The sequence below is a fragment of the Thioclava indica genome (genome assembly GCF_000714545.1).
GTDB classification, from domain to species: domain Bacteria; phylum Pseudomonadota; class Alphaproteobacteria; order Rhodobacterales; family Rhodobacteraceae; genus Thioclava; species Thioclava indica.
On sequence record NZ_AUNB01000034.1, the window covers coordinates 1 to 12,232 of the forward strand.

The 12,232-nt window shown below is 62.5% G+C and carries 14 protein-coding genes; 5 read left to right on the top strand and 9 right to left on the bottom strand.

What is annotated here, in order from left to right; all coding sequences use genetic code 11:
• The 9 genes from proB to DT23_RS11450 all read right to left on the bottom strand — a co-directional run.
• The coding region (proB, locus tag DT23_RS11405) for a glutamate 5-kinase (protein ID WP_038131371.1) at positions 1-1,102 on the bottom strand (1,102 nt) is incomplete at its 3' end.
• Entirely contained in the window at positions 1,090-2,115 is a 1,026-nt protein-coding gene (gene obgE / locus DT23_RS11410; RefSeq protein ID WP_038131373.1) for a GTPase ObgE, read from the bottom strand. The genes obgE and proB, both read right to left, overlap by 13 nt.
• Positions 2,116-2,326: 211 nt before the next feature.
• The gene (locus tag DT23_RS11420) at positions 2,327-2,863 is read right to left on the bottom strand and encodes a GNAT family N-acetyltransferase (RefSeq protein WP_038131377.1); all 537 of its coding nucleotides are present in this window, start codon (positions 2,861-2,863) and stop codon (positions 2,327-2,329) included.
• A gap of 187 nt (positions 2,864-3,050) precedes the next feature.
• The gene (gene rpmA, locus DT23_RS11425) at positions 3,051-3,320 is read right to left on the bottom strand and encodes a 50S ribosomal protein L27 (RefSeq protein ID WP_038131379.1); all 270 of its coding nucleotides are present in this window, start codon (positions 3,318-3,320) and stop codon (positions 3,051-3,053) included.
• Between the two features lie 12 nt (positions 3,321-3,332).
• Positions 3,333-4,007, bottom strand: a complete 675-nt coding sequence (locus tag DT23_RS11430) for a 50S ribosomal protein L21 (RefSeq protein ID WP_038131381.1) — start codon at positions 4,005-4,007, stop codon at positions 3,333-3,335.
• Positions 4,008-4,205: 198 nt separating this feature from the next.
• Positions 4,206-5,306 carry a CaiB/BaiF CoA transferase family protein gene (locus tag DT23_RS11435; protein WP_038131383.1) on the bottom strand — a complete coding sequence of 367 codons (1,101 nt, stop codon included), beginning with the start codon at positions 5,304-5,306 and terminating at the stop codon, positions 4,206-4,208.
• A gap of 112 nt (positions 5,307-5,418) precedes the next feature.
• Entirely contained in the window at positions 5,419-7,239 is a 1,821-nt protein-coding gene (locus DT23_RS11440) for an ABC-F family ATP-binding cassette domain-containing protein (RefSeq protein WP_038131385.1), read from the bottom strand.
• Positions 7,240-7,287: 48 nt separating this feature from the next.
• A complete protein-coding gene (locus tag DT23_RS11445) occupies positions 7,288-8,037 on the bottom strand; it encodes a GNAT family N-acetyltransferase (RefSeq protein ID WP_038131387.1) in 750 nt (249 codons plus the stop codon).
• Positions 8,038-8,072: 35 nt separating this feature from the next.
• Entirely contained in the window at positions 8,073-8,525 is a 453-nt protein-coding gene (locus tag DT23_RS11450; RefSeq protein ID WP_038131388.1) for an outer membrane protein assembly factor BamE, read from the bottom strand.
• A 133-nt stretch (positions 8,526-8,658) separates the two neighbouring features.
• Here DT23_RS11450 and DT23_RS11455 point away from each other — a divergent pair, with 133 nt between their 5' ends.
• The 5 genes from DT23_RS11455 to ihfA all read left to right on the top strand — a co-directional run bounded on the left by DT23_RS11455 (position 8,659) and on the right by ihfA (position 12,225).
• Positions 8,659-9,228 carry a YceD family protein gene (locus DT23_RS11455; protein WP_038131391.1) on the top strand — a complete coding sequence of 190 codons (570 nt, stop codon included), beginning with the start codon at positions 8,659-8,661 and terminating at the stop codon, positions 9,226-9,228.
• 207 nt (positions 9,229-9,435) lie between these two features.
• Positions 9,436-9,642, top strand: a complete 207-nt coding sequence (gene rpmF, locus DT23_RS11460) for a 50S ribosomal protein L32 (protein WP_038131392.1) — start codon at positions 9,436-9,438, stop codon at positions 9,640-9,642.
• 27 nt (positions 9,643-9,669) lie between these two features.
• Positions 9,670-10,842: a phosphate acyltransferase PlsX gene (gene plsX, locus DT23_RS11465; protein WP_081847132.1), complete on the top strand. Its 1,173-nt coding sequence runs from the start codon at positions 9,670-9,672 to the stop codon at positions 10,840-10,842.
• Positions 10,839-11,813 carry a beta-ketoacyl-ACP synthase III gene (locus DT23_RS11470; protein ID WP_038131393.1) on the top strand — a complete coding sequence of 325 codons (975 nt, stop codon included), beginning with the start codon at positions 10,839-10,841 and terminating at the stop codon, positions 11,811-11,813. The genes plsX and DT23_RS11470 overlap by 4 nt, the downstream gene beginning before the upstream one ends.
• A gap of 112 nt (positions 11,814-11,925) precedes the next feature.
• Entirely contained in the window at positions 11,926-12,225 is a 300-nt protein-coding gene (gene ihfA, locus DT23_RS11475) for an integration host factor subunit alpha (protein WP_038131394.1), read from the top strand.
• The last annotated feature ends 7 nt before the right edge of the window (positions 12,226-12,232 follow it).

Genomic DNA, 12,232 nt, shown 5'->3' on the forward strand with positions numbered 1-12,232 from the left:
CGTCGCGATGGATCAGCGCCGCGCGCCCCGGATAGCCCAGAATCTGTTCGATCTCGCCCGAGCGATGCCCCGCAATCAAGCGCGCCTCTTCGGCGGTGTAGCGCACAAGGCCCTTGCCCAAAATCACGCGATCCGGCCCGGCGATGGTCACTGGTTCGCCACGGCCAAACCGCCCGACGATCTTGGTAATGCCCGCAGGCAACAGCGATTTCCCCGAGCGCAACGCCGTCACCGCGCCGGCATCGACAAACAGCTCTCCGCGCGGCTTCATCGCGCCGATCCAGCGTTTGCGCGCGGCTTGCGGGTCGCCCTCGGGCAGGAACCACGTGCTGCGCGCGCCCGATTGCAGCGCCGAAAGCGGGCGGCTGACAAACCCGTCGGCAATCGCGAGCGCACAGCCCGCCGCAATAGCGGTCTTGGCCGCCAACAGCTTGGTTTTCATCCCGCCCTTGGACAGGCCCGAAACCGGATCGCCTGCCATCGCCTCAATCTCGGGGGTAATATGGGCGATCACCGGCAGATGGCGCGCGCTGGAATCGGTCTTTGGATTGGCCGTATAAAGCCCGTCAACATCGGACAGCAGCACCAGTTGATCCGCACCAATCGTCACCGCAATCTGCGCCGCCAAGCGGTCATTGTCGCCAAAACGGATTTCATCGGTCGCCACCGTGTCGTTTTCATTCACGATTGGCACGGAGCCAAGGCTCATCAAGGTCTCAAGCGTGGCGCGTGCGTTGAGATAGCGCCGCCGATCCGCCGTATCTTCAAGCGTCACCAAGACCTGCGCCGTGATCACCCCATGCGGCCCAAGCACCTGCTCATAGGCGCGCGCCAGACGGATTTGACCGACCGCCGCTGCCGCTTGGCTTTGCTCCAGCGGCAACGCCCCCGTCCCCAGCCCCAGCACCCGCCGCCCCAGCGCAATCGAGCCCGACGACACGATCACCACGCCCGTGCCACGCGCGCGCAAGCCCGCCACGTCTTGCGCAAGCCCCTGTAGCCAATCCTCGCGCAAGCCATCTTGATCGACCAGCAAGGCCGATCCGATCTTGATCACAAGCCGCGTGGCCTTACCGAGGTCAGGAAGGCTTACGGTCTCCACGCGGTATCCTCTTGGGGCTTGGGTTTGGCGGCGGCGATCTGCGCCCAAAGCGCGCGCAGAACCTGCGTCACGCCCTCGTTGGAGACGCCCGACATCTCAAGCACCCGCGCGCCGGTTTCGGCCTGCAATTCGGCCAAGCGCTCGGCGCGGGTTTCTGCGTCCAGCGCGTCGATCTTATTCAGCACTGTGACGCGCGGTCGCTCGGCCAATTCGGGCGAATAGGCCGCCAGCTCATCGGTGATAATGCGCCAGTCCTGCGCCACCGTTTCCGACGTGCCATCCACCAGATGCAGCAAGACCGAGCACCGCTCGACATGGCCCAGAAACTGATCGCCAAGGCCGCGCCCCTCGGACGCCCCTTCGATCAGCCCCGGAATATCGGCAATCACGAACTCCCGCCCGTCCACGCCGACTACGCCCAGATTGGGCACCAAAGTGGTAAACGGATAATCCGCGATCTTGGGCTTGGCGTTAGAGACCGTCGCGAGAAAGGTCGATTTGCCAGCGTTCGGCATCCCCAACAGCCCCGCATCCGCGATCAGTTTCAGACGCAGCCAGATCGTGCGCTCTACCCCCTCTTGGCCGGGGTTGGCGCGTTGCGGCGCGCGGTTGGTCGAGGATTTAAAATGCAGGTTCCCCCAACCGCCGTTACCGCCCTTGGCCAGCAAAACGCGCTGCCCGACCTCGGTCATATCCGCGATCAGGGTTTCTTCGTCTTCGTCCAGAATTTCGGTGCCAACGGGAACTTTCAGCGTGATGTGGTCGCCATCCTTGCCGGTGCATTGGCTGCCCATCCCGTGCTGCCCGGTCTTGGCGAAAAAGTGCTGCTGATAGCGAAAGTCGATAAGCGTATTGAGCCCCTCGACCGCCTCGACCCAAACCGAGCCGCCCTTGCCGCCATCGCCGCCATCAGGGCCGCCAAATTCGATATATTTCTCGCGCCGGAACGAGACACAGCCCGCGCCACCGCCGCCCGAACGAATATAGACCTTGGCGAGATCGAGAAATTTCATCAGCTTGCCCCTTGCTTGGCTAAGGCGCGGGGATACGCCGCCTGCGCGCGCAGATCAAGCGTTGCATGGGGGCTCTGCCCCCACACCCCCGGGATATTTCGATCAAGAGGAAGAAAACGCCCCTTCCTCTTGATGTAAATATCCCGGTGGGGGTCCGGGGGAGGCAGCGCCTCCCCCGGCTTGGCGCGACGCAGGACAAGAAGGCGCCCCGTCACATCTTGCGCAAATACGTCCATGTGGGCACATGACGACCGCGCGCGAGCGACCAGCTTTCGGCATCGCCCAGATAGTCAAAGCCGCAATTGGTCAGCACCCGCGCCGAGGCTGGGTCATCTTGGAACACCTCGGCGAACAGCGTGCGCGAGTTATGCGGATTGGCTGCGATCAGCGCGGCAACCGCCTGAGAGGCCATGCCGGTATTCCAGAACCCCGGACCGATCCAGTAGCCAACCTCGGACTGATCGCCCTCAAGATGCGTCAGCGACACCACGCCCAGCAATTCTGCCAGACCATGCGCCGACCCATCCAGCGCCCAGACATCTTCGACACGGTCCTCGGCTTGCGCGCGCGCGATGAAATTTTCGGCCGTGCCGGGGGGCAACGGATGGGGAATCGCGCGCGTGCCTTCGGCTACACGTTTATCCGCACTATAAAGCGCGATTAAACCCGCATCCGAACGGCGCAACGGGCGCAGCGTAAAGCGTTCAGCCGCGATCACCGGTTGGGTGGAAATTGTATCTTGATACATGGGCGTTCCTCCTCGAACGCTAAGGCAATGGGCTCCTCTTTCCCAAAGCCGATACTCTTAAAATAGGGCGCGCAGATGACAGTTTCATCCCCGAACCATTTATTTGTGCCAAAACTGCAAGACGGAAATACGAGAAAGGGGACCGGCCTTACAGCCGATCCCCCAAATTTTTGCCGGGATAGTCGGCTTATTCAGCGGCTTCCTGTGCGGGAAGAACCGAAATAAATGTGCGCCCCTTGAGGCCCTTGCGGAAGGTTACCTTGCCTTCGCACACGGCGAAGATGGTGTGATCCTTGCCCATACCAACGCCCTCGCCCGGCCACCATTTGGTGCCGCGCTGACGGGCGATGATGTTGCCCGGAATAGCTTCCTGACCACCGAACAGTTTCACGCCAAGACGGCGACCCGCAGAGTCGCGACCGTTACGGGAGGAACCGCCTGCTTTTTTATGTGCCATGCTTCTCTCTCCTTATTTCGCGAAGTCTTTAGCCTGGGAAACCCAGTCTTCACGCTCGATACGGCCTTTGAACGAGAGTTTCTCGTCCATTTCGGCGATATCGGCTTGGGTCCAGCCAGCGATCTGAGCGAAAGAGGTCACGCCTGCTTCGTTCAGTTTTTTCTCAAGTGCAGGGCCAACGCCCGACAGTTTCTTGAGATCGTCTTTTTCGGCGACAGCGGCCTCAGCCTTGGGCGCAGCTTTCGCTTCGGCCTTGGGTGCGGCTTTCTTGGCGGCGGGTTTGGCTGCAACAGCGGCCTCACCTTTGGTGCCATGTGCGGCGCGACGTGCGATCGCGGTGCCCACGGCCTCTTTCACGCCCGATTTATCCGCGCCGGTGGCGAGAACGTCGGTCACACGCAGCAGAGTCAGTTGCTGACGGTGGCCACGGGTACGCTGCGAGGAGTGCTTCCGGCGGCGCTTGTGAAAGGTGATGACCTTGTCGGCCTTGATATTGTCGATGACTTCGGCCTGCACCGCAGCACCCGCCACAAGCGGAGTGCCAAGCTGGGGCTTGTCGCCGCCGACCATCAGAATCTCGTTGAACTGGACTTTATCGCCAGCTTCGGCTGCGAGCAGTTCCACGCGGAGCAGATCGCCCGCCTGAACTTTGTACTGCTTACCACCGGTCTTGAGGACCGCAAACATGGGTCTTTCCTTTTCATTCATCCGCGCCCTGTGGCACCCGTCTGAGGGGTTTCGTGGGCCAGGTGGCCCGCCGTCGAACTGCGCGTTCCTTCGGGAACGAGTTGCAAAAACGAGTCCCGGCGGAAAGAAACCTTCCCGCCGGGTCGTGCCCATATCAGGTATAGCCCTTCGGGTGTCAAGGGAAATTGCGGGGTTTTCTCAACCCTGCCAGCGCGAAAACGCCTGATCCGGCGTTATAAGCTGCGGCGCGCCGCCCGCCTGCCCCGGAGAGGCCGACAGACGCGGTGCGGGTGCGGGCTGGGCCAGGCCGTTTTGCATCAGATAAGCGCCGCGTTCGGCATTTTGGGGATGGGCGCGGGCCTCGGCCAGCGTCAGAACGGGGGCGGCGCAACTATCCGTGTGTGCAAAGACCTGTTCCCAAGCGGCGCGCGTGCGGCTGGCGAAGCGGGCGGCGAGGGTCGCGCGCAGTTCTGGCCAGTTTGCGCGGTCGTCGCGGTCTGGCAGGTCATTTGCGCTAAACTCAAGCCCTCGCAATAGCTGGCCCCAGAATTGCGGCTCAATCGCGCCGACCGCGAAATGCCCGCCGCAGGCACAGGGATATGTCGTGTAAAACGGTGCCGCCCCGTCCAGCAGATTGGCCTGGCGTTGATCGGCCCACGCGCCCTGCCCCGCCATGCCCGTGATCATCGCCATCAGATGCGCCACCCCATCGGTAATCGCGCAATCCACGACCTGCCCCTGACCGCTGGCGCGCGCATGATGCAAGGCCGCGAGCATGCCAAAGGCCAGATACATCCCGCCACCGCCGAAATCTCCCAGCAGGTTGAGCGGAATCGCGGGGGACTCGTCTGGGCCAATCGCATGCAATGCGCCGCTGAGTGCGAGATAGGTGATGTCATGGCCGGCCGTGTGCGCCAGCGGGCCGGTCTGCCCCCAGCCGGTCATGCGCCCGTAAACCAACGCGGGGTGATCGGGGAAGTCTTGCGGGCCAAGCCCGAGACGCTCCATCACGCCCGGGCGCATCCCTTCGATCAGCGCATCGGCGCGCCCGATCAAGGCGCGCGCGGTGTCGCGGCCCGCATCGGATTTCAGATCAAGTTCAATGACATCACGGCCACGATCCAGAATATCGACCGCAAGACCCAACACATGCGAGTCGGCCCCGCTAGAACCGGGGCGCGCAATGCGGATCACATCCGCGCCCATATCGGCCAGACACATCGCGGCGAAAGGTGTCGGCCCGAGGCCCGAAATTTCTACAATCCGCAATCCCGCGAGCGGGCCGGTTTTGCTGCTCATGTTTGCCCCCGATGGCTGCGTCGTAAGGGGCGCTGCCCCGCTGGCTACGCCAGCCCCCCGGAGTATTTATAGCTAGATGAAAGCCGGACGCGAGCGCAATCAGGCGGTGTAATCAGGCGTTTTGCGCTTTTTCCTCAAGCGTCATCCAGTCTTCTTCGGCGGCGGCGAGGGCCTTTTGGCGTTCCACCAGCGCCTCGGTGCCCTTTTTGAACTTGGCGGGCTCTTTGGTGAACAGATCGGGCTGGGCGAGGAAGACCTCGAGCTTGGCGATCTCGGCCTCGATGCGTTCGATTTCAGCAGGCAGCGCGTCAAGGCGGTGGCGTTCGGTAAAGCTGAGCGCGGCCGATTTCGCAGGCTTGGGCGCAGCAGGCGCGGGTTTTGCGGCGGCACTGGGTTTGTTTTCGGGCGCCGACGCGGCGGCGGTCAGGGATTTCTGCGTCTGATAATCGCTCCAGCCGCCGGCATAAACGGTCGCGCGGCCATCGCCTTCCATGACAATCGTGGTGCTTGCCACGCGGTCGATGAAATCGCGGTCGTGGCTGACCAGCAGCACGGTGCCGTCATACTCGCCCAGCAGATCCTGCAACAGATCGAGCGTTTCGACATCCAGATCGTTGGTCGGCTCATCGAGAATCAGCAGGTTGGAGGGGCGCGCCATGATCCGCGCCAGCAGTAGCCGCGCGCGCTCGCCCCCCGACAGCGCGCGAATGGGGCTGCGCGCTTGTTGTTCGTCAAACAGGAAGTCCTTGAGATAGGCCACGACATGCTTGGGCGTGCCGCGCACCATCACCTGATCGGAATTGCCCTTTACCGCCATATCAGGATCGTTCACCAGCCCGTCCCACAGCGTCTGTTCAGGGTTAAGCGTGGCGCGCGCCTGATCAAACACCGCCACATCCAGATTGGTGCCCAGTTTCACGGTGCCGGAATCGGGGGCTATTTCGCCGGTCAGCATTTTCAGCAAGGTGGTTTTGCCCACGCCATTGGGGCCGACAAAGGCCACACGGTCGCCGCGCAACACGCGCAAATCGAAATCGGCTACGATCTGTTTGTCGCCAAAGGATTTGCACAGGCCCGTGGCCTCGATCACGCGCTTGCCCGATTGCGGGCCTGCGTCGAATTCCATCGCCGCCACGCCCTGGCGCTTGATCTGGCTGGCGCGTTCGGCGCGCAGCTCTTGCAGCGCGCGCACCCGGCCCTGATTGCGTTTGCGCCGCGCCGAGATGCCCTCGACAGCCCATTTCGCCTCGGCCTTGATCTTGCGGTTAAGCTTGTGGCGGGCGTCGTCTTCCTCGGCCCATGTCTTTTCGCGCCAATCCTCAAACGCCTCGAATCCCTGCTCGTTGCGCTTGACCTGACCGCGGTCGATCCACAGCGTGGCGCGGCTGAGCGCGCGCAAAAAAGCGCGGTCGTGGCTGATCAGCACAAAGGCACGCCGGGTTTCGCGCAGCTGCTGTTCCAGCCAGCCGATCGCCTCAATATCAAGGTGGTTGGTGGGCTCATCAAGCAGCATCAATTCCGGCGACTCGGCCAGCAGTTTCGCCAAAGCGGCGCGGCGGCGTTCCCCGCCCGATGCGGTGGCAACCGGCGTTTCGGGCAGGAATTTCAGACCTTCGGCGGCCATCTCGACCTTATAGGATTCGGCCGGATCAAGGCCCGAGGCCGCAAATTCGCCCAAAGTCTCAAAGCCGGACAGGTCGGGTTCTTGCTCCATATAGCCGACCGACACGCCGGGCGGCACAACGCGGGTGCCGCTATCAGGCTGCACCAGCCCTGCCATCACCTTCATCAAGGTCGATTTGCCCGAGCCGTTGCGCCCGACCAGTGCGACCCTGTCGCCCGGCTGCACAATCATCGAGAGCCCGTCAAAGACTGGATTGCCGCCGAATGTCAGCGAGATGTCGGAGAGTTGAAGAAGGGGTGCGCGTGCCATGAGCGCCAGCTAAGGGGGCGCGCGTCAAAGGTCAATGGGGCGCGGCGCTTAGGCACAAAGGTTGCGCAGCGCTTTCAGACGAGGTGCGGGGATTTTTGCGGGGTCAAGTGCTGTGAACACATGGCAAGTGTCGAGATCGCGGTCGATCACCGCATGATCCGAGGTCCACCCCCCCATCCCCAGATACGAGCGCAGCAATGGCGGCAGCGTAGTGGCGCTGTCGTTCGACGTGCTTGCGTCCAGCGCGACATGTTCGCGTGCTTTGGGACGTGGGCGCAGCAATGCAGGGCCGACGGCGTGGCGCGCGAGATGGGCAAACGCCCCTTGATGCGCGCGCCAATCCGCGCCCTCAAACGAGGTGCAGCCAAACAGCAGCCCGACGCCGCGCGCCTCGCCAAACCGCGTGATCGCAGCCCATGCCAGACGCAGCACATCGGGATCACGCAAACCGGGGCGCACGCAAAAGCGGCCCAGTTCCAGCATCGCCATATCAAGCTGCGCCAGCGGCGCCAGATCATAGCTTTGCGCGCTGTAACAGGCATGCAGCGCAGCGGCGTCCTCGATCAGCAGCAGCCGAAACCCGGCCAAAAGCAGACCCGAGGCGTCCTCGATGATGACATGACAGGCTTGCGCATCAAAAGCGTCGTGATCGGGGTGGCCGGCGCGAAATACCTGCGCGCGCAGGGCCTGCAACGCGGCCAAGTCAGGCGCGGTTTGCGCCCGACGCACGTTTAACGTCCCTTTGGAAAAGGAGAGATCCAAATCCGCCGTCCCCGCGTCCCCTTGATCTTCGGCCATAGCCTAGCCCAAGGGAGGGCGGGTGCAAAGCGGCGTTAGTTGTCCCCTAGAATCTGGCCCGCATTTACGCGACCGATCGAGCCAAGCAACTGGCGGATAAAGCCGATTCCCTTGACGTTGCTTTCGGTGACGCGGCGCGAGAGGGGCACGACCTCACCCTGGGCCAGGCCGAAGCGCTCGACATTGCTGACTACGCCTTTGTCGTTAAACGAGATCGCCACGACTTCACGCTTGATCTCTTTCGGGGCATGCCACGTCACGGTTTTCCAGCGCGAGCCGACATAGTACCAGCCCGACCCTTCCAGCAAGCCTGTCGAAGTCGGGCGACCGATGGCATCGGCAACATCCTGACGGGTGCTTTTGCCAACCGTGATCTGGGCGAGGTTTTCCTCAAGCGGCACATAGCCGTGATTGCGATAGATAGGCGAGCACGCCCCCATCAAAAGGGTCACACCCAAGACTACAAATAGCGCTATCTTCCGCGTCATCGAACCATCCCAACCTGCACGCCCTCTTGCCTCTGCGTCTTCGGGCTTTTATCGACGCTTACAGCATGACCGCGCCGCTCTCAAGCGCTCAACCGCCCCTGCTGCCGTTCCGATGCCAAAGAAAGGTGCGACGATGACACAATCCGAGCCACAATCCCCCGAGGCAGTCTGGTCTCACGCGATGCGTCTGGCTGAACTGCCTGCGCGCAAACCCACGCGCTTTGATCTTAGCCCCGACGCCCCGACCCGTGCGGCGATTGCGCAATGGGCCGACATTTCGGGCGTTGACGCTTTGCGCCTGAAAGGTGAGTTGCGCCCCAACGGTCGCAGCGACTGGGAGCTGGTCGCCACTTTCACCGCGACGGTCGTTCAGGAATGCGTGATAACGCTGGCCCCTGTGACCACCGAAATCAGTGAAGCGGTGAGTCGGCGCTATCTGGCGCATATGGAAATGCCCACCGACGAAGAGGCCGAGATGCCCGAGGATGACACCGCCGAGCCGCTGCCCAGTGCGGTTGATCTGGCGGGTGTCGCGCTTGAAGTGCTGGAGCTGTCCCTGCCGCAATACCCGCGCGCGCCGGGTGCAGAGCTTGGGGATGCGCGCGTCACCGAGCCGGGCGCCGAGCCGTTGGATGAAGAACAGATGAAACCGTTTGCCAATCTGCGCAGTTTGCTGCAAAGCCGCGACGAGGACGAGAAATAACCCCGATCCGGGCACGCGCGAAACGCTGTAAAAAAAGCCCAAGAAAGGGGCTTGCGCGCAAGCAGAATCCGAGTATGTTCCCGGCCTCGTTCGAAGTTTGATTTCGGATCCGGAGCGACCTGCGCGCCGATCACGAAACCGCTGGAAAATCAAGGCAGTAATGCCGCTCACACGGGCCTATCCGCCCCAATAATCCGAGGTTGAGACATGGCTGTCCCTCAGAACCGAGTCACGCGCTCCCGTCGCAACATGCGTCGCGCACACGACTCTCTCGTCGCTGCAAATCCGGCAGAATGCCCCAATTGCGGTGAGTTGAAGCGTCCCCATCACGTCTGCGCGTCCTGCGGCCATTACGATGATCGTGAGATCGTTGCGATGACCGAAGAGGTCGATCTCGACGACGACGCGGCGTAAGACCGTTTGACCCGCGCCGCACACGTCATGCCAAACGCGCAAGACCAGCAGCAGACGGGGCCCAGCGATCCGGCCGCGCAAACGCAGGCCAGCCCTCGTGGCAAGGCGCCAGCAGAAGCTGGCGCTGTTGTCATTTCCATCGACGCGATGGGGGGCGATCTTGGTCCCGAAGCGACCTTGGGGGGCGTAGCGATTGCTGCGCGCGAAACCCCTGCCCTGCGCTTTATCGTGCATGGGCCCGAGGGCGTGCTGAGCCCGTTGATCGCCAAGCTGAGCTTGGGCGATTGCGTTGACCTGCGCCACGCAGATCGCGCCGTCACGATGGAGGACAAGCCCGCGCAGGTAATGCGTTCGGGTAAGGACACGTCGATGTGGTCGGCCATTGAATCGGTGCGCGACCATGAGGCCGACGTCGCGGTGTCGTGCGGTAATACCGGCGCGCTGATGGCGATCTCGATGATCCGGCTGCGCAAGCTCAAGGGCGTGAACCGCCCCGCTATCGCCTCGTTCTGGCCCTCACGTTCGCCTGCCGGGTGGAATGTGATGCTGGATATGGGGGCAGATGTGAAGGCGGATGCGCCCGATCTGCTGACCTACGCGCTGATGGGCACCTCTTATGCGCGCAACGCGCTGGGGTTGACGCGTCCGCGTGTCGGGCTGCTCAATGTTGGCACCGAGGAACATAAGGGTCGCGCCGAGCTGAAAGAAGCCTTTGAAATGATGACGCGGGCGCAAGAGGCGGGCGGTTTCGAATTCGTCGGCTTTGTCGAGGGCAACCACCTGCCCGCCGACCGCGCTGACGTGATTGTGACCGACGGGTTTACCGGCAATATCGCGCTGAAAACCGGCGAAGGCACGGCGAAATTCGTCTCTGAACTGCTGCGCGAGGCGCTGACTTCGTCGCTGCTGGCCAAGCTGGGCGCATTGCTGGCGATGGGCGCGCTCAAACGGCTGCGCGCCAAGGTCGATCCGCGCCGTGCCAATGGCGGCGTGTTTCTGGGTCTCAACGGCACGGTGGTGAAATCGCACGGCTCTGCCGATGCCACCGGCTTTGCGGCCGCGATTTCGCTGGCCGCGCGTCTGGCGCAATCTGGTTTTGGCGCGAAACTGGCGGCTCGGGTTGCTTTGGCGCTGCCTGAGGGTCAAGATGGTGCGATACAAGATGCGCCAGCATCTGCAGAAAGCGAGACCAGCCAATGACGATCAGATCCGTAGTGCGCGGTGTGGGCCATTACCTGCCCGAACGCGTGGTCGAGAACGCCGAGTTTGAGGCCACGCTCGAGACGACGGATGAGTGGATTCGATCGCGCACCGGCATTGAGCGGCGTCATTTCGCAGCCGAGGGCGAGACCACCTCGCAGCTTGCCATCAAGGCCGCGCAAGCTGCGCTGGATGATGCGGGAATGAAGGTCGATCAGATTGATGCGATCATCGTGGCGACCTCGACCCCCGATTTCACCTTTCCCGCCGTGGCGACGATGGTGCAGGCCGGGCTTGGGTCCACCACGGGCTTTGCCTATGACGTGCAAGCGGTTTGCGCGGGCTTCATCTTTGCGCTGACCAATGCCAACGGGTTGATCCTGTCGGGTCAGGCTGAGCGTGTGCTGGTCATCGGTGCCGAGACGTTTTCGCGCATCATGGATTGGGAAGATCGCAGCACCTGTGTGTTGTTTGGCGATGGCGCGGGTGCGCTGATCCTTGAGGCGGCGCAAGGCACCGGCAGCAAGGAAGATCGCGGCATCCTGTCGTCCGATCTGCATTCCGACGGGCGCTATCGCGAGTTGCTTTACGTCGATGGCGGTGTCTCAAGCACCGGTCAGGCGGGATTCCTGCGTATGCAGGGCAATCAGGTGTTTCGCCATGCCGTTGTGAAACTGGCGCAAACTGCTGAAGCGGCTTTGGAAAAGGCGGGATTGGGCGCGCAGGATGTTGACTGGATCGTGCCCCATCAGGCCAATCTGCGCATCATCAAAGCGACAACCGAGAAGATGGGTCTGGACATGGATCATGTCGTGACCACTGTGGCCGATCACGGCAATACCTCGGCGGCCTCGATCCCGCTGGCGCTGTCGGTGGGCAAGCAGCGCGGGCAAATCCGCGAAGGTCAGGTAATCGTCACCGAGGCAATCGGCGGCGGTTTGGCTTGGGGATCGGTCGTGCTGCGCTGGTAGGCGCGCGCATCGGCAAAGCTGCGCGCATCAACAGCACACCACAAGCCCTTGATATTGACTCGGGAATTGCTCTCGGTCACTGTGGACGAAACCGTTGACCCAGGGGAATGACATGTCCAAGACACTGACGCGTATGGATCTCAGCGAAGCGGTGTTCCGCGAGGTCGGTTTATCACGCAATGAATCCGCGCAGCTTGTTGAAAGCGTGCTGCAATATATGTCCGATGCTCTGGTGCGTGGCGAAGCGGTCAAGATCAGCTCGTTTGGTACGTTTTCGGTGCGCGACAAGGCCCCGCGGATGGGGCGCAATCCCAAAACCGGCGAAGAGGTTCCGATCAGCCCCCGCCGCGTTCTGTCCTTCCGCCCCTCGCATCTGATGAAAGACCGGGTGGCGTCTGGCAACGCGAAATAGCGGGCGC

Bases quoted from the DNA above. Each gene is read 5' to 3' on its own strand.
- obgE (WP_038131373.1), bottom strand. From the start codon at position 2,115: ATGAAATTTCTCGATCTCGCCAAGGTCTATATTCGTTCGGGCGGCGGT.
- DT23_RS11420 (WP_038131377.1), bottom strand. From the start codon at position 2,863: ATGTATCAAGATACAATTTCCACCCAACCGGTGATCGCGGCTGAACGC.
- rpmA (WP_038131379.1), bottom strand. From the start codon at position 3,320: ATGGCACATAAAAAAGCAGGCGGTTCCTCCCGTAACGGTCGCGACTCT.
- DT23_RS11430 (WP_038131381.1), bottom strand. From the start codon at position 4,007: ATGTTTGCGGTCCTCAAGACCGGTGGTAAGCAGTACAAAGTTCAGGCG.
- DT23_RS11435 (WP_038131383.1), bottom strand. From the start codon at position 5,306: ATGAGCAGCAAAACCGGCCCGCTCGCGGGATTGCGGATTGTAGAAATT.
- DT23_RS11440 (WP_038131385.1), bottom strand. From the start codon at position 7,239: ATGGCACGCGCACCCCTTCTTCAACTCTCCGACATCTCGCTGACATTC.
- DT23_RS11445 (WP_038131387.1), bottom strand. From the start codon at position 8,037: ATGGCCGAAGATCAAGGGGACGCGGGGACGGCGGATTTGGATCTCTCC.
- DT23_RS11450 (WP_038131388.1), bottom strand. From the start codon at position 8,525: ATGACGCGGAAGATAGCGCTATTTGTAGTCTTGGGTGTGACCCTTTTG.
- DT23_RS11455 (WP_038131391.1), top strand. From the start codon at position 8,659: ATGACACAATCCGAGCCACAATCCCCCGAGGCAGTCTGGTCTCACGCG.
- rpmF (WP_038131392.1), top strand. From the start codon at position 9,436: ATGGCTGTCCCTCAGAACCGAGTCACGCGCTCCCGTCGCAACATGCGT.
- plsX (WP_081847132.1), top strand. From the start codon at position 9,670: ATGCCAAACGCGCAAGACCAGCAGCAGACGGGGCCCAGCGATCCGGCC.
- DT23_RS11470 (WP_038131393.1), top strand. From the start codon at position 10,839: ATGACGATCAGATCCGTAGTGCGCGGTGTGGGCCATTACCTGCCCGAA.
- ihfA (WP_038131394.1), top strand. From the start codon at position 11,926: ATGTCCAAGACACTGACGCGTATGGATCTCAGCGAAGCGGTGTTCCGC.